Annotated in this window: 19 protein-coding genes; 6 read left to right on the top strand and 13 right to left on the bottom strand. The window is 70.7% G+C overall.

Going from position 1 to position 20,202, the window contains the following annotated elements; genetic code table 11:
• Nucleotides 1-20 precede the first annotated feature (20 nt).
• The 10 genes from Q5425_RS19035 to Q5425_RS19080 form a co-directional block, all read right to left on the bottom strand.
• Nucleotides 21-995, bottom strand: a complete 975-nt coding sequence (locus Q5425_RS19035; RefSeq protein ID WP_308673592.1) for a glutamate ABC transporter substrate-binding protein — start codon at nucleotides 993-995, stop codon at nucleotides 21-23.
• Nucleotides 992-2,410 carry a hypothetical protein gene (locus Q5425_RS19040; RefSeq protein ID WP_308673593.1) on the bottom strand — a complete coding sequence of 473 codons (1,419 nt, stop codon included), beginning with the start codon at nucleotides 2,408-2,410 and terminating at the stop codon, nucleotides 992-994. Before Q5425_RS19040 ends, Q5425_RS19035 begins: the two co-directional genes overlap by 4 nt.
• A 190-nt stretch (nucleotides 2,411-2,600) precedes the next feature.
• The gene (locus Q5425_RS19045) at nucleotides 2,601-3,722 is read right to left on the bottom strand and encodes a histidine kinase (protein ID WP_308673594.1); all 1,122 of its coding nucleotides are present in this window, start codon (nucleotides 3,720-3,722) and stop codon (nucleotides 2,601-2,603) included.
• 28 nt (nucleotides 3,723-3,750) lie between these two features.
• A complete protein-coding gene (locus Q5425_RS19050; protein WP_308673595.1) occupies nucleotides 3,751-5,013 on the bottom strand; it encodes a GAF domain-containing protein in 1,263 nt (420 codons plus the stop codon).
• Between the two features lie 96 nt (nucleotides 5,014-5,109).
• Entirely contained in the window at nucleotides 5,110-5,865 is a 756-nt protein-coding gene (locus tag Q5425_RS19055) for a thiamine pyrophosphate-dependent enzyme (RefSeq protein ID WP_308673596.1), read from the bottom strand.
• Nucleotides 5,862-6,896, bottom strand: a complete 1,035-nt coding sequence (locus Q5425_RS19060) for an NAD(+)/NADH kinase (RefSeq protein ID WP_308673597.1) — start codon at nucleotides 6,894-6,896, stop codon at nucleotides 5,862-5,864. Before Q5425_RS19060 ends, Q5425_RS19055 begins: the two co-directional genes overlap by 4 nt.
• Nucleotides 6,897-7,091: 195 nt before the next feature.
• Nucleotides 7,092-7,316, bottom strand: coding sequence for a heavy-metal-associated domain-containing protein (locus Q5425_RS19065; protein WP_308673598.1), 225 nt, complete (start codon nucleotides 7,314-7,316; stop codon nucleotides 7,092-7,094).
• Nucleotides 7,317-7,380: 64 nt separating this feature from the next.
• Entirely contained in the window at nucleotides 7,381-7,584 is a 204-nt protein-coding gene (locus Q5425_RS19070; protein WP_020642940.1) for a cold-shock protein, read from the bottom strand.
• Nucleotides 7,585-7,787: 203 nt separating this feature from the next.
• Entirely contained in the window at nucleotides 7,788-7,964 is a 177-nt protein-coding gene (locus Q5425_RS19075) for a hypothetical protein (protein ID WP_308673599.1), read from the bottom strand.
• A 213-nt stretch (nucleotides 7,965-8,177) separates the two neighbouring features.
• On the bottom strand, nucleotides 8,178-9,836 hold the full coding sequence (locus Q5425_RS19080) for a thiamine pyrophosphate-dependent enzyme (protein WP_308673955.1): 1,659 nt from the start codon (nucleotides 9,834-9,836) through the stop codon (nucleotides 8,178-8,180).
• A 135-nt stretch (nucleotides 9,837-9,971) separates the two neighbouring features.
• Between Q5425_RS19080 and Q5425_RS19085 the strand changes: the two genes are divergently transcribed.
• Together Q5425_RS19085 and Q5425_RS19090 are read left to right on the top strand one after the other, a co-directional pair.
• A complete protein-coding gene (locus Q5425_RS19085) occupies nucleotides 9,972-11,252 on the top strand; it encodes a hydroxyacid-oxoacid transhydrogenase (protein ID WP_308673600.1) in 1,281 nt (426 codons plus the stop codon).
• The gene (locus Q5425_RS19090) at nucleotides 11,246-11,659 is read left to right on the top strand and encodes a thioesterase family protein (protein ID WP_308673601.1); all 414 of its coding nucleotides are present in this window, start codon (nucleotides 11,246-11,248) and stop codon (nucleotides 11,657-11,659) included. Before Q5425_RS19085 ends, Q5425_RS19090 begins: the two co-directional genes overlap by 7 nt.
• A 653-nt stretch (nucleotides 11,660-12,312) precedes the next feature.
• Here the strand turns inward: Q5425_RS19090 and lanKC are convergent.
• Nucleotides 12,313-14,889, bottom strand: coding sequence for a class III lanthionine synthetase LanKC (gene lanKC, locus Q5425_RS19095; RefSeq protein WP_308673602.1), 2,577 nt, complete (start codon nucleotides 14,887-14,889; stop codon nucleotides 12,313-12,315).
• A 445-nt stretch (nucleotides 14,890-15,334) separates the two neighbouring features.
• On the opposite strand from lanKC, the gene Q5425_RS19100 reads away from it, so the two are divergent.
• The 3 genes from Q5425_RS19100 (at nucleotide 15,335) to Q5425_RS19110 (ending at nucleotide 17,030) form a co-directional block, all read left to right on the top strand.
• Nucleotides 15,335-15,700, top strand: coding sequence for a hypothetical protein (locus Q5425_RS19100; protein WP_308673603.1), 366 nt, complete (start codon nucleotides 15,335-15,337; stop codon nucleotides 15,698-15,700).
• Nucleotides 15,701-15,722: 22 nt separating this feature from the next.
• The gene (locus tag Q5425_RS19105) at nucleotides 15,723-16,094 is read left to right on the top strand and encodes a hypothetical protein (protein WP_308673956.1); all 372 of its coding nucleotides are present in this window, start codon (nucleotides 15,723-15,725) and stop codon (nucleotides 16,092-16,094) included.
• Between the two features lie 219 nt (nucleotides 16,095-16,313).
• On the top strand, nucleotides 16,314-17,030 hold the full coding sequence (locus Q5425_RS19110; protein ID WP_308673604.1) for a trypsin-like serine protease: 717 nt from the start codon (nucleotides 16,314-16,316) through the stop codon (nucleotides 17,028-17,030).
• A 67-nt stretch (nucleotides 17,031-17,097) separates the two neighbouring features.
• Here the strand turns inward: Q5425_RS19110 and Q5425_RS19115 are convergent, their stop codons facing one another.
• Nucleotides 17,098-18,399: an alginate lyase family protein gene (locus Q5425_RS19115; protein ID WP_308673605.1), complete on the bottom strand. Its 1,302-nt coding sequence runs from the start codon at nucleotides 18,397-18,399 to the stop codon at nucleotides 17,098-17,100.
• 105 nt (nucleotides 18,400-18,504) lie between these two features.
• Nucleotides 18,505-19,014 carry a histidine phosphatase family protein gene (locus Q5425_RS19120; RefSeq protein WP_308673606.1) on the bottom strand — a complete coding sequence of 170 codons (510 nt, stop codon included), beginning with the start codon at nucleotides 19,012-19,014 and terminating at the stop codon, nucleotides 18,505-18,507.
• 392 nt (nucleotides 19,015-19,406) lie between these two features.
• Between Q5425_RS19120 and Q5425_RS19125 the strand changes: the two genes are divergently transcribed.
• Nucleotides 19,407-20,156: a hypothetical protein gene (locus Q5425_RS19125; RefSeq protein WP_308673607.1), complete on the top strand. Its 750-nt coding sequence runs from the start codon at nucleotides 19,407-19,409 to the stop codon at nucleotides 20,154-20,156.
• Nucleotides 20,157-20,202 lie beyond the last annotated feature (46 nt).

The raw sequence follows: 20,202 nt of genomic DNA on the forward strand, positions 1-20,202 counted from the left end.
CGATCCTAGTCGCGACCGGCTCACTGGTACTGCGGCTGCGGCGGCGAAGCCGGCCCCAGTGAAGGCTCCACCCAGCGGCGGTAGCTGTTCTGCCAGGAGCCGCTGTTGCGGATGTTGTCGAGCACGGCGTTGACGAACTTGACCATGTCCTCGTTGTCCTTCGGCACGCCGATGCCGTAGTTCTCCTGCGTGAACTGGTCGCCGACGACCTGCAGCGTCGGGTCCTGCGCGGCCATCCCGGCGAGGATCGTGTCGTCGGTCGAGACCGCCTCCACCTGGCCCTGCTGGAGCATCACCAGGCAGTCCGACCAGTTGTCCACCGAGACCGCCACCGGCTTCGCCGGGTCCGTCGCGATCTTCGCCAGCGACGTCGACTTCTTCGCCGCGCACACCTTCTTGCCGCTCAGGTCGGCCAGCTTCGTCGCCTTCGACTCCTTCGTCACCAGCAGCCGCTGGCCCGCGACGTAGTAGACCGAGGAGAAGGCGACGTCCTTCTTGCGCGCGCAGGTGATGCTGTAGGTCCGGACCACGATGTCGACCTGGTGCTGCATCAGGACGTCCTGGCGCTGCGACGAGGTGATCGCGCGGAACTGGACGCGGCCCTCGGGCGCGCCGAAGATCGAGCGGGCGATCTCGTTGACCAGGTCGATGTCGAAGCCCTCGAGGTTGCCCGAGGTGGGGTTGCGGAAGCCGAACAGGTAGGTCGTCTGATCGACGCCGGCGATGAGCTTGCCGCGTTCCTTGATCTTCGCCATGGTCGAGCCGTCGGGGATCGACGTGCCCTTGTCCGGCGACAGGCTGGCCAGCGGGTTGCAGCTGGTGTCGCTGCCGCCGCCGGCCGCCGCGTCCGGGCCGCCGACGTGCGCGGGCTGCGGCCAGGCCGCGTCGCCGACCGGGGCCGGGTCGACCGGTTTCCCGGGGCTGCCGCAGGACGCCGCCAGCAGCGCGACGACCGCCAGCACACCTGCCCGGACCGTGATGCCCCGCCTGTTCACCGGTACTCCCTCAGTCGCTCCCGGATCCCCATGGTGACACCTGCCGCGGCCACGACGGCCAGCACGGCCAAGCCGGGCGCGAGGAGCGTCAGCGCGCGGTCGCCGTTGTGGGTGTCGTCGAGGAATTCCTGCCTGCCGACGTCGATGGCGGCCTGGAGGCTGTCGTCGAGCCGCCGGAACGCCGGCGCCGAACCGTCGGTCTTGTCCTCCAGCACGGCGAAGTCGACGGCTTCCTGGTACTGGCCGGCGTCGTCCTGGGCGCGGACTTCCTTGTGCGCCTTGAGCCAGTCGTTCGCGGCCTTCGTCGCGTCGGCGACCTTCGCGACGCCGTTGCCGTCCTTGATCAGGCCGCGGGCTTCGCCGAGCAGGCCGCCCTGGCCGTCGGGGCCGACGAGCTGGACGGCGTTGGCGCCGAAGTCCTTCTCGTACGCCGCGCCGTCGCCGCGGGCGACCAGCGTCAGCGTTTCGTCCGCACGGGCCTGCAGCGCGGCGATCCGCGCCCGGACCAGCACGTCGACGCGGTGCGAACCGTCGTCCTGGCCGCTGCCCACCAGGCTGCCCTGCACGACCAGCGCGACCGCGCCCCACAGCAGGGAAACCACGACGGCGGCCGTGGCGATGACGAGCCCGACGTTGAGCAGCCGGTTCGTGCGCCGGGTCAGGTGGACCTGCGCCACGACGAGCGCGGCCAGCAGCGCGACCACGAGGATCGTGGCGAGCCACGGGAACCCGGTGGCGCTGTCCTGCTCATCGATCAGCCGCTCGGTGTCGACGCGGTAGAGGTCTTGCGCGGCGGGCAGGATCTTCGCCCGCATCAGCTCGGACGCCTCGCGCAGGTAGGACGCACCGACCGGGTAGCCGAGCCGGTTGTTCGCCCGGGCCGTCTCGACGAGCCCGGTGTAGACGGGCAGCGACTGGTTGAGGACGTCGACCGGAGCGGCCGCGTCGGCGACGTCCGAGGCGTCGGAGGCGGCCTTGGCGAGCGCGGCGCCGGCTTCGGCGACGTCACGCTCGTAGCGCTGGCGGAGTTCGGGGGGTTCGGTGCCGATGGAGAGGAACGCGCTCGCGGCGGTCGCGTCGGCGTCCGAGAGCGAGCGGTAGACCTGCTGCGCGGCGGCGGCGAGGGGCTCGCGGTGGTCGATGACGCCGCTGATCGTGTCGTCGCGGTCCTGCACCGACAGCGTCGCGACGAGCCCGGCCACGAGCGAAAGCAGCACCAGCCCGACGGCGATCACGGTGAGCCTGCCGGGGGTGGTCGCGGCGGACCGGATGACCGCGCGCACCCCCTGGCCCGGCAGGTCGAGCAGCCCCAGCAGGCCGCTGCGGCCCCCGGGGCGGTCGCGGCCGTCCGGCGGCGACGGTGGGGGTCCCGGCGCGGGCGCCGTGGGCCCCGGGGCCGTCGCAGTGCTGGTCATCCCCGAATTCCTCCCCCTGCCGTCCGGGACTTCGCCCCGGACCCGGGGGCTTCGCCACCCGGAGCCCCCGAAAAGATCGCTGTGAGCCGTACCCGCAGAAGGTAGCCGAGTCGCCGCGCGCGCAGCCACCGACACCGCCCGCTGTCACCAGCACGTGATCTCGCGTGGGTGTTCCGGCCCACCCCGTTGCTCAGCCGGGCACTTCCGCCAGCACGCGCCAGTCGCCGTCTTCCGGGCCCGACGTCAGCGTGCCGCCGGCGAGGGCGAGCCGCTCCCGCATGCCGGCCAGGCCGAATCCTTCACCTGTCCGGGTGAGTGGCCCGAGTGCGTTGCGGACGTCGAGCCGGACGACGCCGGGTGCGTGGCTCAGCCGCATCCGGACGTCCTCGCCCGGCGCGTGCTTCCCGGCGTTCGTCAGGGCTTCCCGCGCGATGCCGATCAAGGCGACGACCGCCGCGGACGGCAGCGGCCTGATTTCGCCGCCGGCGTCGAAAGCCACGGTGACGTGGTGGTCGCGGGCGTGGGCGGCGGCCGCCGCGGCGAGGGTTTCGGTGAGCGGCCGGACGTCCCGGCGGAGCGCGGCGACGGCGTCCCGCGCCTCGGCCAGCCCGTCCGCGGCGAGCCGCCGCGACCGCCGGACGGACCGCACCGCACCGTCCACATCGGACCGTTCGGTCAGCAGCGCCTCGGCGAGTTCGAGCTGCACCCCCAGCGCGCCGAGGGAATGCGCCAGGACGTCGTGGAGCTCGCGGGCGATCCGGGTGCGTTCGTCGAGCGCGGCGGCGCGGGCGTGTTCGGCCTGCGCGAGCCGCGTCTGCTCCAGCAGCGCCCGTGCCTGCGTCGCTTGCACCTCGTACTGGCGGCGGTTGAGCCCGAGCAGCACCAGCAGCAGCATCACGGCGGGGTCCGCGAGCGTCTGGCCGAGGGACTGCCCGGCGAGAGCGTGCGACGTCACCGCGAGCGCGACGTCCAGCAGCCCGAACCCGAGGATCGTCCCGACGCCGACCGACGTGAGCGTCGCGAGCCGGCCGAGGGCGATGACGGACAGCAGGATCGCCGAGGAGTCCCCGGCCCACCCGACGATCGCCGCCGGCAGCGCGCTCGTGACGGCGAGCAGCGCGGCCGCCGTCTTCGGCCGACGGGGTGCGAGGAGGACGAAGCCCAGCCAACAGGCGCTCGTGACGCCGTACGCGGTCCAGATGCGCGGGTCCGCTTCGCGGGCGGTGAGCAGCGTCGCGGCGAAGAAGAGCGTGCCGAGCAGCTGCACCACGAGCCAGCTCGGCGCGATGGTGTCGGGCAGGCGTTTCGGCACGGGCTCCATGATCCCCGCCGCCGGGGCGTCAGCCGCGGATGGCCGGGGCGAGCGAGTGCGGGAGGACGGCTTCGGGAGTCGGCGGCCGCCGGACCACCACCTCGACTTCGTCGGCGAAGCGGTACGGCTTCGCGCCGAGGATGCTGCCGAAGTGTCGGCGCAGCCGGGACATCTCGGCGCGGACGGTGACCGTGCGGCCGGCGTCGCCGAACAGGTCGGCCGACAGCTCGGACGCCGACCGGCCGTCGCGGTGGCTGGCCAGCACGTACAGCACCTCGGCGTGGCGCGGGCTGAGCCGGTGCGTCCAGGTCCCGGCCGCACTGGCCACGGTGAGCTCGGGCTCGCGCGGCGACCGGACGTCGAGCACGACGCGGGTGGGCGGCGCGGCCTCGTCGTCGGTCAGCCGGATCAGCCAGCCGCCGGGCACCGGCTCGGCCGAGCAGCCGCCGTACGCCGGCAGCCACACCCGGCCGGGCGCGAGGCCGGTCGGCAACGCGATCCGGTCGGCCGGCGCGAGCCCGGCGGCCGCGGCGACCCAGCCGTGTTCGTCGGCCACCACCGCCCGCCCGCCGGCCTTGGCGAGGACCGGCACGGCGAAGCCGCGAAGCCGTTCGAGCTCGGTTAGGTGAGTGGTGCGCAACTGGGCCTCCGCCAGCCGCGTCACGGCGTCGACCAGCGCCAACGTCGTCGCGTGGACGGTCGAAGCCGGCCCGGAGAGGTCGACGACGCCGAGCAGCCTGCCGTCCCGCGGGTCGCGCAGCGGCGCGGCCGCGCACGTCCAGGAGTGCTGGGCCCGGACGTAGTGCTCGGCGGAGTACACCTGCACCGCCCGGCGCGCGACCAGCGCGGTGCCGATGGCGTTGGTGCCGACGGACTCCTCCTGCCAATCGACGCCTTCGACGAACCCGAGCGAGTCGGCCCGGCGGCGGACCGCGGCGCTGCCGTCGCGCCAGAGGATTTTCCCGCCGGCGTCGCCGATCACCATGATGTACGCGGCCTGCTCGGCGAGGCTGATCAGGCCGCTGCGCAGGATCGGCAGCGCCTCGGCCAGCCCGCTCGCGCGACGGCGGGCTTCCAGCTGCTCGAACGTCAAGACGGGCGCGGCGGCCCGGCTGTCCGGATCCATGCCGAGGCGGCGCATCCGCTGCCAGGACGCGCCGATGACGGCCCGTGGACGGCTGGGCAGTACCCGGCCGTTCAGCGCCGCTTCGTGCACTTGCGCGAGGACACGGGCGTGCCGCCGGGGATCCACCCCGGCCGGCAACGCCGCCTCGAGGTCTTGCTGCCCCAACCGCCGCTCCTTGTGCTGTGCCTCCTCGGAGTCTGCCGTTTCGGTCGGATGATCGGTAGGTGGCGCTCGTCGCGCTCTCGCTCCGGCTCGGGCCGGTCAGTACAAGACGTAGACGTCGGTCTCCAGGCCGCCCGGTGCGGATTTCGACGTGGCGACCGAGTCCTCGACGAGTTCGGTGACTTCGGCGTCGATGACGTCGAGGGCGTGTTCTCCCAGCTCACCGCTGTCGGTGACGCGGGTGCGGAACCGCAGGAGGCAGTCGACGGCGTACCGGGGGAACACGGCTTCGATCAGCGTCGGGCCGCCGCCGTCGCGAGCACGGCCGACCGCCTCGCCCGCCGTTTCGTGCACGGAGAAAAAGTCGGATCCGTCGACGACGACCCCCGGCACACCGAGCCCGGCGGCCCGATCGGCGTAGCCGGGGTGCTCCGTGACGAAGATCGCGGGAAGGTTCCAGGCCGACGCGATGTTCAGCGCGGCAGGCGTCGTGCCCGGGCCGTCCCCGAGAAACGCCACCCCGACACCGCCGGTGTCCTGCTGTTTCGCGGCGATCGCGGCGCCGCAGATCAGCAGCGGGACGCTGCCGGGCGTGTCGGTCACGACGTGCCGGTGCTGCCGGATCTCGGCCAGGACGGCCTTGAGGTCGTCGACGCCCTTGGCGATGCGCTGACCGTGGCGGCGGTGGGTGCCGGCGATGGCGTCGCGGTCGTCGAGGTGGAGGCAGACGCCGGCGGCCAAGGCTTCCTCCCCGGTGTACCGGGACTCCGGAACTTCGCCGGGCACGCGCACCCGCTCCTCGAAGGCGCGGATGGTGCGCATCACGCGATACGCACCCCGCAGGGCGTCCGTCATCTTCGGCGCTCCTTCCCCGGTTCGGTATCCGTGCGCAGCAGCCCTTTCCGCGCCGCCTCCGCCATCGCCGCCCGGACGTCGACGACCCACGGCCCGTCCGGCTTGAGCTCGACGAACGCGCTCTCCCCGGTCTTGAGCTCGAGTTCACGCTCGCCGTCGAGCGCGATGACCCCGCCCGCCGCGGCGAGCTCGACGCGCACGCCGGGCCGCAGCAGGCCCCAGCCGCGCACCCCGACCGGCCGCACGAGCCCGGGCGCGATCGGCGCGTGCACGACGTACGGCGTCTCCCCGACCGGGCCGAGCTGGAGCGCGACGCCGTCCGGGCTGGACCGCGGGCTCGGGCAAAGCTGGCCTGGCACGCTCGACAGGCCGATGCCGTCAGGCTCGGCGAAGGTGCAGTACAGCTCGGTGAGCGACGACGGGTCCCACAGCGCCCGCGCCCCGATGTGCCTGCTCAGCGACACGCAGACGTCGACGAGCGCGATCTCGCGGCGTGCCTTCGTGACAACTTCGAGCACGCTGACGCGGTGCGTGACGAGATCGGGATCGATCTGCCCGGCGGCGATCAGCCCGGCAGCCAGGCCGGCGACGGTCGCCTCCCGCATCTGCGGGAAGGCGTTGTTGGTCCCGGTGGAGAGGGCGAGGAGCGGCACGTCTTCGCAGGCCGCGGCGGCTACGCGGGCGGTCCCGTCCCCGCCGAGGACGACGATGACCCCGGCGCCGGCCTCGACCATCCGGCGCACCGCGTTCGTCGTGTCGGCGGCGGTGCCGGTGATGGGGTCGTCCTCGCAGAAGTCGACCTTCGGCCAGGTGCCGCCGCGGCCGAGCGCGCGCAGGACCGTGGCGGAGATCCCACCGAGATCGGTCGAGACGAGGACGCGGTCGAGCCCGGTGACGGCGAACGCCGCCAGCAGCCGCTGGACCATGTTCGCCTTTTCCGCGGTGGGGAACACCGACGCCTGCGCGACCAGCCGGCGGATGTCGCGCCCCGAAGCGGGGTTCGCAACGATCCCCGCCACCGTTTCGCCCACCTGACCTCCCGTTCCGTCATCGGAGAACAGGAGACCCCGTGATCCGCCGGAGCGGAAGGGTTGCAGAGCGTTGCAGTGGTCGTTCGATTACGCGGCGGAGCGACACGGATCACACGGCGCGTCTCACCCAGTGGTCTCCAGTGGACTGTCCAACCTGGAGGGGGAAGCTCACCGAGGCAAAATCCCGGCGAGCGGCTACGGGACCAGGTCGACCGCGCCCTCGTAGGTGAAGCCCGCTTCCTCGACCGCCGCGCGGACGTCGTCCTCCGCCAGCGCGTCTTCGGCTCGCACGAGGACCCGGCCGGTCACGACGTCGACTTCCACTTCGGCTACGCCGGGCAGCGCGGTGATTTCTCCGGTGACCGACTGGGCGCAGTGCCCGCAGTTCATCCCGGAAACGGTGCAGCCGTGCTCGATCATGGTGCGCAGCGTACGAAAAGGGCCGCCACCCTGAACGGGTGACGGCCCTTTCCCAAGATCAAAGTCAGATCAAGGTGACCGACGTGGCCTGCGGGCCCTTCTGGCCCTGGCCGATCTCGAACTCGACGCGAGCGTTCTCTTCCAGGCTCTTGAAGCCGTTACCCTGGATCTCGCTGTAGTGAACGAAGACGTCGCCGCCACCGTTGTCGGGGGTGATGAAGCCGAACCCCTTCTCGGAGTTGAACCACTTCACAGTGCCCTGAGTCATAAAAAAGTCTCCATGTGTAACACCAAAAACAGGAAGCCACTTCGGCGCCCCGGGTCGTCACCCGGACGGTTTGCTTCCTCGATGAGGAGACACTACGCCCGCTGAGTTCTGCGAGCGTGACTCAACACGAACACAAAATCCAAGACCTTAAGTAGTAAAGCACACCTCGAGCTGAGCGGACAAGCCGTCTTCACCCGGGTGAGTTATTCACCACTCGCCGGGCGCAGCCCCTCGTTCGCGAACGGCGACGAACGCCAGGTCGCGTCCCGGTCCGCGGCCACCACCGCGTCGTCGTGAGCTTCTGAGCTGGCGCTGAACAGCACCGGTACGACGCCGGAGGACTTCATCGCCGGTTCGGATGCGTGCTGGTGATCGGTCACGTCGAAACTCCCCTCGTTCCCTGCCCGCTTCGGCGCGGGTCATGACCGTGATGGTGCCAGGCGGCACCGACAGAAACCGGTTGTCTCCCGCCGGGACCCGGCCGGGAAGGTTCAGCGGCGAACCACCACCGGAACACCGTCAGGTTACCCGAGCCAACGCCCTGCTACCACACGACATTCCCAGCTCTTCCGGAACGAAACGGAGCAAAACCGTTACTGGGCGGGAGGTTGCGGACGCGCTTGGCCCAGCAGGGCGGAAAGCCGCACGTCGGGGGTCACGACGTCGGGATCCGTGCGCACGTCGATGACGCACGGCCGCTGCCGCACCAGCGCGCTGGCGATGATGGGCTCGAGTTCCTCACGATCGTCCACCGTGTACCCGGCCGCGCCCAGTCCACGCGCCCACGAAGCGAAGTCGGTCAACGGGATGGAGACCCCGGTGAGCCTGCCGTACGTGCGCGCCTGGTGCATAGCCAGTGCGCCGTGCACGCCGTTTTGGAAGACGACCACCATCACCGGCGCCCGGTACCGGACGGCGGTTTCGATCTCCTGGCCGGTCATGAGCGTCCCGGCATCCCCCACCATGGCCACGACGCTGCGCCGCGGCTCGGCCAGCTTCGCCGCCACGGCGGCCGGCACGGCGTAGCCCATGGCGGCGTTGCTCGGGCCGAGCTGGCTGCGCGGCGCCGTGAAGCACCAGTAGCGGTGCATGAACTGCGCGAAGTTGCCCGCGTCGCTGGTCACGATGGTGTCCTCGGGCGCCAGCTTGCGCAGCGCGCGGACGACGTCGACCGGGTGCACGCGGGTGTTCCCGCTGGTGTCGGGCGGGGTCATGAAGGTGTGCACGGCCGCGTTCGCCGCCGAAGCCCGCCTCGTCCGCGGCGACGCCACCTCCCGCAGCTCCCGCAGGAACGGCTCGACCTCGGAGTCGACGCGGAAGGTCAGCCCCCGCCGCTTCGGGCTGACGTCGATGCCGGTCCCGACCATGACCAGCGTCTGCTGGGCCGTCGGGTAGCGGTAGGCCTGCGTCGTGACCTCGTCCAGCTGGGTGCCGAGCGCGAGCACCAGGTCGGCGCGCTCCAGCGCGTCCAGCTGCCGGGCCGGGATGCCGAGCCCGAGGTGACCGGCGTAGCGGGCGTGGTTCTCCGGGAAGGCGTCCTGCCGCCGGAAGGCGTTGTAGACGGGCAGCGCGAGCTCGTCGGCCACCGCGATCAGCTCGTCCCGCGCCGACCGCGCCCGGCCGCCGACGATGACCACGGGGTACTTCGCCTCGTCCACCAGCTGCGCCACGGCATCAGCCGAACGGCCCAGCGTGCCGGACGCCGGCGGCCGCACCCGCGCCATCGGTTTCGCCGCGTCGTAGGGCATCCCCCAGATATCGCAGGGCACACCGAGCACGATCGGCCCGGGCCGTCCCTCCTGGGACGTCGTCAGCGCGTGCGCGAGCAGCCCCGGCAGGCTGTCCGGGTCGGTCACCCGCAAGGTCGACTTGGCGATCGACTCGAACATGGCCGTGAGGTCCGACGTCGGCAGCTCCCCCGACGACGACGGCACCGGCTCGGTCGCCGGCGTCTCCAGCAGGACGACCATCGGAGTCTCGTCCTGGTACGCCGTTTGGACGCCGATGGCCAGGCTCGCCGCGCTCGGCCCCCGGCTGGCGAGCAGCACGGCGGGACGTTCGGTCAGCTTCCCTTCCGCCTCCGCCATGAAGGCGGCGCCCGCGTCGTGGCGGGCCGAGACCAGCGTGATCTCCCGCTCGCGTTGCAAGGCGTCGAGAAGTTCCAGGAACGACTCACCGACCACCGCGTACACGCGGCGGACACGCGCCTCGGTCAGGATCCGCACGGCCGTCTGGGCGACGGTCGCTCCCAGTTGGTATCTAATGAGGAGAGCTTAGGCGGGCACCGTTCAGTGCAGTCAAGTGATCTTCGCCGAAACTGGACAAGGATAGGCCGAATGTCCGCTTTGACCGACTGATAGCCGATCATGGGAGCGAGGACCGCAGACTTGGCCGCGACCGAACATGAAACTGTTTTTACTTATGGGGCCCCGGCGCTGAAGTACGGCACCGGCGCCAGCGACGAGATCGGCTACGACCTGACCCAGTACGGCGCGCACCGCGTGCTCGTCGTGACCGACCCGCAGGTGGCCGCGACCGGCTGGCCGCGCCGCATCGCCGACGGCATCGCGGGCTACGGCATCGAGACCGAGATCTTCGACGGCGTACACGTCGAACCCACCGATGTCAGCATGCAGAAGGCGGTTGACTTCGCCCGCGGAACCGGCCCGTACGACGCCTTCGTCGCCGTCGGCGGCGGCTCGGCGATCGACACCGCCAAGGCCGCGAACCTCCTGACGAGCAACAACGGCGAGTTGATGGACTACGTCAACGCGCCCGTCGGCGGCGGCCGCGCCCCGGACCGCCCGCTCAAGCCGCTGGTCGCGGTGCCCACCACCACCGGCACGGGCTCCGAGAGCACCACGGTCTGCGTCCTGGACGTGTTGTCGCTGCGCGTCAAGAGCGGGATCAGCCACCTGCGGCTGCGCCCGACCCTGGCCGTCGTCGACCCGCGCCTCACCGTCAGCCAGCCACCGGCGGTGACCGCCGCCAGCGGCATGGACATCCTGTGCCACGCCGCGGAGAGCTACACCGCCAAGCCGTACACCGAGTTCGAGCGTAAGCGCCCGGAGCAGCGCGTGCCGTACTGCGGCTCGAACCCACTGGCCGACATGTTCGCCGAGCAGTCCCTCCGGCTGCTGTCGTGGGCCCTCCCGGCCGCCGTTCGCGACGGTTCCGACCTCAAGGCGCGCGAGGCCATGGCACTGGCCGCGACGTTCGCCGGACTCGGGTTCGGCAACGCCGGCGTGCACATCCCGCACGCGAACGCCTACCCGATCGCCGGGCAGGTCAGGGATTTCCACCCGGACGGCTACCCCGGCGAAGAACCCATGGTGCCGCACGGCATGGCCGTCTCACTGACCGCGCCCGCCGCGTTCCGCTTCACCTTCGACGCGGCACCGGACCGCCACCTGCGCGTCGCCCGCCTGCTGGCGCCCGACTTCGAGTGGCCCGGCGACTTCGCCGACCACCTGCCCGCGGTGCTGATCGACCTGATGCGGCAGATCGGCATCCCGGACGGCATCGGTGCCGTCGGCTACACGGAGTCCGATGTGGACTCCCTGGTCGAGGGAACCCTCAAGCAGCAGCGCTTGCTGGCCACCGCGCCGCGCGAGGCGTCCGCGGAAGACCTGTCGGACATCCTGCGCGAGTCGGTGTCGCTGTGGTGAACGGGTACCCGCACTGGCAGACGGTTCCGTTGCGCTGGAAGGACAACGACGTCTACGGCCACGTCAACAACGTCGTGCACTACTCGCTGATGGACACCGTGATCAACACGTGGCTCATCGAGCAAGGTGGCCTCGACATCGAGGCCGGGGCGGTGATCGGGCTGTGCGTCGAGTCGCACTGCGGGTATCACTCATCGGTTTCCTTTCCTGGTTCGCTGCGGGTCGGGTTGCGGGTGGCCCACCTCGGGAAGTCCAGCGTCCGCTACGAAATCGGGATGTACGCAGCCGACGAGTCCCTGGTCGCGGAAGGGCACTTCGTGCACGTCTTCGTGGACCGCGAGTCCCGCCGGCCGATACCGGTGTCCGGCAAGCTGCGCGAGGCGTTGGAGGCCCTGCAGCCCGGATGACGTGCACCGCCGCCGTGTCACCTCCTCTCTGAGGGCGCCCAGTCCGGGCTGTGTTCTTCGCGGTTCTTCCCGCACTTCCGATCATGCATCACGGCGCCGACAAAACCGGCCGATCGACTCGAGTTGTCCACAGGCACCGTGAACATCGGCGAGTTGTCCACAGATTCACAACGAGGGCTTGCCCGACCCCCCGACCGCGATAAGCTGGGAAGCATGAGATCGGTCCACAGTGGACGAGCAGTCTCCTCATCCGAGCGCTAGTAACACGATGGCGGCCTAGGCGTCGATCGGTTGCGGCAGCAGAGTGGTGAGCAGACGGCTCGGAAGTGGTCCCCGACCCGACGCCGGAAGGCGCCCCTGCGCGGTCGTGGAGCCCATGCACAGAAGTGGACCCAACAGTGGTCGCGTGTCCGCTCCCGGCGGGCGCCCCGCGAGCGGACGCGCCACTACCCACCTGCGGGCTGGTGGAGATTGCGGTTGTCGCCGGAAGGCGCCCCGCCGACAACCGCACACCCACCACCCGCAGACGGCCTGGTAGAGGTCGCGGGCCGTCGCCGGGAGGCGTCCCGCCGGCGGCCCGCACCTCTACCGCAGGTGGCCGCCCCTGGTACTGGGCGGCTGGCTCCCTGCACCGGCCGTCGTGGCGGGTCCGGTCAGTGACCGGAAGTCAGAGGAGATGGGGTTTCACCTAGGAAAGGCAGAGCCTCCTTGCCGTCAAGGAGGGCAGCGAGTGAAAGGAGGATCCCCGCACTGCCGGTCTTGACGTCCATCGAGAGACGCAGCAGCCGGTGGCCCGGGAAAGCGAGGCCGCCCTTGTACGGCACCGCGTACCAGGCCAGCCACGCCAGGTGCCGGTCGATCGCTTCGCGGATCGGCTGCTCCAAGCCCGAGCCCGACTCCGGGTTCGCGCCGAGCGCCACCGCCAGCCCGCACCGGCCGTTGAGCAGGCCCGGGTGAACGACGAACTCACCGCGACACGACTCGCGCAGAGCGGCCAGGCTGTCGCAGGCCTCGGCGTCCGGGCGGTGCCGCGCCAGCTGTTCGGCGACCAGGAGGATCCCGGCGCTGCCGACACCGGCGTAAGGCAACGTGCGGGCAACGCCGTCGCGGACCTGCAGCGAGCCGTCGTCGGCCTCGATGCATTCTTCGAGGTCGCGGGACAGCGCCTGGTCGGCGAACGAGAGCCAGGCCGGTTCGCCGGTGCACTCGAAGAGCCGGACGAACAGCAGCGCGGGTCCGGACCAGCCGGACAGCAGCCCGGCGCGGGCTGAGTTCCCCGGCGGCGCCGCGGTCTCCAGCGCCTCGGCCAGCCGGACGGCCGTGGTCAGCGCCTGGCGGCCGAACTCGTTGTCCTGCCGGACCGTCGCGAAGTGCAGCATGGTCAGCCCGATACCGGCCAGGCCGCTCTCCAGTGAGTGGTTCGTCATCTGCTCGACGAGCCGCGCGGACGACGTCATCAGCTTGCTGGCTTCGTCGTGGTGCCCGAATTCCTCCAGCACGTACGCGATGCCGGAGCTTCCGTCGTAGAAGCCGGGCCGGGTCGGCGGGTCGCGACGGACCGACTCGATCAGCCACCGCTCGTGCTCGGGGAAGCGCCCGGCGCCGGTGACGTCGAGGGCGTGCAGCACGCCCGCGGCACCTACCCCGAAACAGGCACCGCCGACGCGGAACTGCTCGACATCCCCGGGGAACAGCCGGTCGTGGCGCGCGGGGGTCGCGCCGGCCAGGATGGCCTCGGCGATCTGCTTGCGGACCAGCGGCCAGTCCGGTTTCTCCTGGTCGAGCTCCGTGTGGACCGGTGCCGGCTCCGCAGGGACCGCACGCGGAGCAAGCACCGCGACTGCGGCGTCGGCATACCCCTTGGGCAGCGCAAACCGGCGTTCGGCGAAGTCGGCCATCCGACGCAGCTTCGCCGGAGCCAGCTCGGCCAGCGGCGAAAGCGGCAGGAACAGCCACAGCCGCAACGCTGCGACCGCGTACTCGTCGATCTCGAAGCCGGCGCGGTCGGCCGGCGCGCGGAAGCCGGGCGCGCCCGGTGCCGGACGGTCGCCGGACGCGGCGTCGAACGCCGTCTCGAAGCCGGTCAGGGAGATCCGGTCATGGTGGTCTTCGTCGATCAGGACGTTCAGCGGGTGCAGGCCGCCCAAGACGATGCCGCGGGCGTGGACCGCCTCGACCGTCTTCTCCACCTCCGCGACGACGTCCAGCACCCGCTGCGCGTAGGCGGCGAGGTCGGCAACCGTCGCGCTGTGCCTGGTCAGCGGGTAGTTGCGGGTCAGCCAGTCGGCCAGTGAGGTTCCCGGCAGGTGCTCCATCGCCAGGTAGTGGCGCTCCGAGACGGTGAACCGTTCGAAGACTCGCGGCACGCCAGGGACGCCGGCGAGCCGGTCGAGCACCTCGTGCTCGCGGCGCAGCCGTTCGACGGCGTCGGTCCGCGCCTCGTCGAGACCGGCGTACGGACGGGCCTCCTTGAGGAGGACCTGGTCGCCGCCCGCTTTGGGGGCAGCGAGGTAGCTGCCGCCGCCGTTCGAGACGTGCAGGGGGCGCGACATCCGGTAGGGGAAATCGGCCGGCGCACCTCCTTTGCGCGCCGCGAGGCTGCTTTGCAGGCAAGCCGGGATTTTCACCCAATCAGGCACGGAGAACGTCGGTTCGCGCTTGTCGGGCACCAGCCTGCCGTCCGGCTTGCGGATCGCCGGGACGCGGGTGCCGCCGTGTTCGACCCACTGTTCGGCAAATCCGCCGTAACGCACGTAGAGCGGCCCGTCGCCGTACCGCAAGCCGCTTGGGATATCCGGGCCTGGCTCGCCCTTGAGCCGCCGCGACAGGTCGGCGAGGACCTGCTCGAGTTCCTTGTGGTCGACGGGGTAAATGGTCGCCAGCTCGGCGCCGACGACGCCGGACGCGTATTTCGAATTCCGCGCGAGCAGGGTCAACGCCGAGCGAAGGTGCTTGCAGGAGACCCTGTGCTTGATACAGCACTCGTACACCTGCGCGAGTACCCGGTCCGCGTTGTCGAGACCAGCGGACACATGGATCAGCCAGCCCTGAGCGGGGAGAGCACCGCCCTCGGGGTGCATCGCGCGCCAAGCGCCGCGGTCGGTGGTGACCCAGCCGTCGCCCGGCGCGGGAAGCGCCGTGGCGAAACCTTCGACCGGCGCGCCGGTTTCCTGCTGTTCGTTGTAGAACAACGGGTCGGCGAAGCAAAAAGCTTCGTAACGCAGGTCCATCCCAGATACCCCTCCACACTAGCCCCCGGACGACACGGCCCCGGGACAAAGGATATTCCCCCATGCCGGACGACCCTGCGCCAATCCGCCAACCCGGCGGTTCAACTGGGCTATCCGAGGTAGGCAAAAAGGGCACCTACCAGTCGGTAGCCGAACCCAGGGTGATTTTCGTCGACCGAACCACCACACCATAGTGGAGCAACATGAAGCTTTTTCCGACAGATCCGCAGGTCCACCAAAGGGCCGGCCCGAATATCCCGCCGAATTGGCAGAATGCCATCAACGACCGTTGGTGATCGATTTTCGAGGTATGCGCAGTTTTCGTAGGACGCGCCGGCCGCGCGGGATCACGGTGGTGGCCCGCGCCACGCCCGCGCACCTCGCCGGACGAGGCCGCCGGTACCACGGAGTAAGTTGGCGCCCGGCGGAGCGGAAGGAGGAACGGGTGATCTTCGGATTCGCCGTGACGATCGCCGTGGCTGCCACGGTCGTCGCGCTCTGGAGCTTCGTCCAGTCGGCTCGGAACCGGCTTCCGGACAACCCGCTCCTCGTCGCGCTCGCGGTTCTCGAACTGCTGCTGGTCGTGCAGCTGGTGATCGGGATCGTGCTGCTCGCCGGCGGTGACCGGCCCGGGAGCCTGGCGACCTACCTGGCCTACCTGATCGGCTGCCTGGTCGTGCTGCCCGTCGGTGCCGCCTGGGCGCTGGCCGAGCGGAGCCGGTCGAGCACCGCGGTGCTCGGCATCGCCTGCCTGGCCATCCCGGTGATGGTGCTGCGACTGAACGAGGTGTGGAGTGGAGCAACAGCGTAGGACGGCCAGCGGCCCCGGACGGGTGCTCGTCGCCGTGTACGCGATCTTCGCGCTGGCGGCGACGTCGCGGGCCGGCGTCCAGATCGGCACGAAGTTCCACGAAGCCCCGCTCGCCTACCTGCTCTCGGCGTTCGCCGCCGCCGTATACATCGTCGCGACGATCGCGCTCGCCCGCCGCGGTGACGGCTGGTGGCGCGTGGCCCTCGTGGCCTGCTCGATCGAGCTGCTGGGCGTGCTGACGATCGGGACGCTGAGCCTCGTCGACGCGGCCGCGTTCCGGCACCCGACCGTCTGGTCGGTCTACGGCGAGGGCTACCTGTTCATCCCGCTGGTCCTGCCGGTCGTCGGGCTGTACTGGCTGCGGAAGACCGCCCCGGCGAAGATCGCCGCCTGAACCTCACCTCGGCCGCGGCCCCTGCCAGGGCCGCGGACTCCTGGGACGAGCCCGGAACAGTACGGGAACTGCACGTAGTCCGCGTCCGGCAATAAATACGGATTCGACCGGCGACTTTCGTCGGTTACGGACATTCGCCGAGAACTCGGACAATATTCGAGTTCGGTCCCCACCGGCTTTTCCCCCGCGCGGTTCTCCCCCGCGCGAAAAGGAGTGAGCGTGAAATTCGGCAAGTTCGTCCTGCTGGCCGCGAGCACCGCACTGGCCGTCGTCGGCCTCGGCGGTCCGGCGGCCGCCGACAGCACCCCGCAGGCCCAGCCGTCGATCATCGGCGGCAGCACCGCCACGAGCGGCCCCTGGGCGGCCCGGCTGTTCGTCAACGGCCAGCAGAACTGCACCGCGACCATCATCGCGCCGCAGTACATCCTCACCGCCAAGCACTGCGTCAGCAGCTCCGGCACCTACACCTTCCGCATCGGCAGCCTGGACCAGTCCAGCGGCGGGACGATGGCCACCGGCTCCACCATCACCCGCTACCCGGGCTCCGCCGACCTGGCGATCGTCCGGCTCACCACCTCGGTGAACGCCACCTACTCGCCGCTGGGCAGTGTCGGTGACGTCTCGGTCGGCCAGAACGTCTCGGTCTACGGCTGGGGCGCGACCAGCCAGTGCGGCTCCGAGATCAACTGCCAGTCGCGGTACCTGAAGGTCGCGACCGTGCGGGTGAACTCGATCAGCTGCAGCGACTACAACGGCGGCGTCGCCGTGTGCGCGAACCGCGTCAACGGCATCACCGCCGGCGGCGACTCCGGCGGCCCGATGTTCGCCTCCGGCCGCCAGGTCGGCGTCGCGTCGACCAGCGACCGGGTCAACAACACCGCGTACACGAACATCACGCGTTATCGCAGCTGGATTTCGCAGGTGGCCGGAGTCTGATTCCGAAACCCCCGGAAGACCGAAAAGGGCCCGGCCGCACCGCCGGGCCCTTTTCCTTTCAGCGACGTCAGGACGTCGAAATGTCGTCGAGCTGTTCGGCGGCGGGCCGCACCGGGTAGAGGTCGCCGCCCGGCTCGACCGGCACCCGCGGCAAGGCCGTCCGCGCCGCCCGGTCACCGGCGTCGGCGGCCGCGTGCAGGACGTCCAGTGCCGCGTACGGCCGGAAGTCCAGCTCCGGGTACGGCCAGGCGGACTGCCCCTGCGTGGCGCCCGGGATCAGGAAGTCGACCGCGGCGAACAGCGTCGCCCCGCTCGGCGCGGTGTAGTGCCACAGGTCGACGCCGACGTGCTCGCCGATCTGCGCGAGCCGGGTCAGCGCGACCAGGTTGAACGCCGAGTAGTGCCAGCTGCGGGTCCGGCTCGCCTCCTGCGGCTGGTAGCCGGTGGCTTCGATTTGCGGCGCGATCCGCTTCGGCCCGGCGTCCCGCGCGATGGCCGCGGCCAGGTCGCGCCGGCCCGTGCCGAGGGCGAGCGCGGCGACGAGCATGTCGTAGAAGCTGCCGTGGTTGTTCTGGGCCTTGGCTTCGTCGGTCCCGTTCTTGCTGGTGCGCAGCCAGTCCAGGAACTGCGTGTACCAGCCGGTCATGCCGGCCTGGTCGGTCTTCGTCCAGCCAGGAGCGCCGGTGGCCAGGATGGCGGTGGCGTCGACGACCTGGCTGAGCGTGTAGGAGAACTCGATGATGCCGATGCCGCGGCCGTCGACCTTGCACGGGATGCCCTGCGCGAAGTTCATGTTCGGGTTCATCTTCGTGGCCGCGTCGAGGAACCACGTGCGCAGGTCGAGCGCCGCGCGCTGGGCGTACCGCGCGTCCCCGGTGTAGTACCAGGCGAGCGCGAGCCGGTAGATCGCGGCGAAGGCCTTGCCGCGGTAGGCGTGGTCGGTGATCTCGTCCACGATCGGGTTGCGCTGGCCGTCGCGCTGCACGAACGGGCAGCCCCACGGGTTCTCGGCGGTCGGCTGCGTGGTCGGCCACCAGTAGGGCGCCAGGCTGAGGTAGTCGTGCTTGTCCCCGCTGGGTGGGACCTGTTTCTTCGACGTGACACTCCACGGCCCCGCCGTCAGATCGGTTCTCGCGGCGGCGAGGAGGTTGTTCAGCGCGGTGCGAGACGTCTTTTCGCCGACGAGAGCGGCCAACTTGGTGCGAAGCAGCTGCTTGCCGTCGAGAACGGCGGTCGGGGGCGCGCACACCGGCCCGATGACCGGGACGGTGCAGCCGGTGGGACGCGACGCGGCTTCGGCCGGCGCGGCAGAAGAAGCGACGAGGCCGAGCGCAGCGAGCGCGGCCACGACGGTGTGGCGGAAAACCATGTCCGCTCCATTCACAAATATGAACACCAAACCTGTGAGTGAATGAAGAGTACGCATGTGAACATCACAAAGGCAATGGTTGGTCTAGACCGAAGCGGCGAGATCTCAGCCGGGGAAGTCCCGAGGCCGGAAGAAGGCGACGAGCCGGGCCGTGCGCAGGGCGTCCCACGGATCCGTCGTGGCCAGCACGGCCGCGGCGCCGGTCGGGAACTTGGTCTGGACCGGCCGGGTCTCTTCCCCAAGACCGGCGAGGTACAGGGTCACGTCGCTGACCCCGGGCTCGTGCCCGACCAGCGCGAGCGTCGTGACGTCGGGCGGCGTCCGGCGGGCGGCGTTCAGCAGTTCGGGGACGTCGGCGCCGTAAAGGTCGTCGTCGTACTCGACGGGCGGCGGGGCGGGAAGTTCGTCGCTGACGCGCTGCCACGTCTCCCGGGTGCGCCGGGCGGTGGAGCAGACGACCAGCTCGGGAACGTGCCCCTCCTCGGTCAGCCACCGGCCGAGCCTGGGCGCGTCGCGGACGCCGCGGGGCGCGAGGGGCCGTTCGTGGTCGGGGAGGCCGTCCGCCCAGTCCGACTTGGCGTGCCGGAGAACGATGAGCCACCTGGTCGCGTCCATGCCCGTCACCCTAATGGCGAAGTGGCCGTGGACGCACATGTACCCGATCGTGTTGCAAAAACCCTCGGACCTCATTGCGTTGTAGCTATATCGGGTGAATCGACGAAGCTGCGCCGAAGGTGCAACTGTTCGGCTCGGTGAATAAAAGACCGCTGGTCGGTGCCATGACCAGGACGCTCGCATCGATCGAATTCCGATTCGCCGCGCCCGGGAAGCGGGGTAAGGACGGAGCGGTGAATGGCTTGCGGTTATGGTGGAGCGGCCGAATCGGTGTGATTGAACGCAGTCGGCGGAAGAGCCGGTGAACAGGTGGGATCGCGATCGTGACCAGTGCGACGAAGCGAGGAGACGACACGGCGAACGCCGGTCGGATCCTCGTGCGCGCGCTGGTAGTGGTCGGCGGCGCCGCTGCGGTTTCGGCGCTCGCGTGGCTGACGGCCACGGCTTCGGCCAGCACCGTCACTCAGGTCGCGGACGGGCCGATCGGGTCCGCTGCCCCGGCCGTGGTGACCACCATCGGCGACGCGCAGCCGCCCGTGCTTTTGCAGGTGACGGACGCCGTTCCCGTGGTACGCGACGCTGCGACGCCCGCCCTGGCCCGTACGCGCGAACTGTCCGGAGCAGCTGCGCACACAGCCCGGCTGGCCGACGTGCTCAAAACGAGCGCGGTGCCCGCTACCGTCCTCGCGGTCGGGCGCATTGCCGCCACCGCGACCGACCTGACGGGATTGGCCGAGCCGGCCGACAGCCCTCGCGACTACGTCGAACCGCCGGTTGCCGGTACCGATGCCGCGGGGCCGGACGACCTCACCCGCGCTCCGGCGAACAGCACCCCGCGGGAAGGATCAGCCGGCCGCTCCTCGGTGGCGATCCCGGTTCGCGCGGCCACAACCGCGATCGCCGGTCCGCTGCACACCGACGCCCGGTCCGATCACGGCGCAAGCGGGTTCGCCGGACAGTGGTGGCTGCCGTCCTGCGTGGTTCCGCCCACTGCCGGTCTGAGCTCCGGCCACGACCGCAGTTGCGGTGACGTGGTGCAGCCGCCTTCCGCGGAGCACCCGCAGCCCTCGCACCGCCGGAACCGCGTGCTGCACCAAGCCGTGGCATCGGCGGAAATCCAGCCCGGCGTCACACCGGACTGATACACCCCTGGCCTTTTCGGCCCGGCAAGCCCGCGCCTGCTCGCGT

It is taken from the genome of Amycolatopsis sp. A133, assembly GCF_031082405.1.
Taxonomy (GTDB): Bacteria; Actinomycetota; Actinomycetes; order Mycobacteriales; family Pseudonocardiaceae; genus Amycolatopsis.

Excerpts from the sequence above, each read along its gene's own strand:
- Q5425_RS19070 (WP_020642940.1), bottom strand. The coding sequence starts at position 7,584 with ATGACTCAGGGCACTGTGAAGTGGTTCAACTCCGAGAAGGGGTTCGGC.
- lanKC (WP_308673602.1), bottom strand. The coding sequence starts at position 14,889 with ATGGACCTGCGTTACGAAGCTTTTTGCTTCGCCGACCCGTTGTTCTAC.
- Q5425_RS19120 (WP_308673606.1), bottom strand. The coding sequence starts at position 19,014 with ATGGACGCGACCAGGTGGCTCATCGTTCTCCGGCACGCCAAGTCGGAC.
- Q5425_RS19115 (WP_308673605.1), bottom strand. The coding sequence starts at position 18,399 with ATGGTTTTCCGCCACACCGTCGTGGCCGCGCTCGCTGCGCTCGGCCTC.
- Q5425_RS19065 (WP_308673598.1), bottom strand. The coding sequence starts at position 7,316 with ATGATCGAGCACGGCTGCACCGTTTCCGGGATGAACTGCGGGCACTGC.
- Q5425_RS19040 (WP_308673593.1), bottom strand. The coding sequence starts at position 2,410 with ATGACCAGCACTGCGACGGCCCCGGGGCCCACGGCGCCCGCGCCGGGA.
- Q5425_RS19055 (WP_308673596.1), bottom strand. The coding sequence starts at position 5,865 with ATGACGGACGCCCTGCGGGGTGCGTATCGCGTGATGCGCACCATCCGC.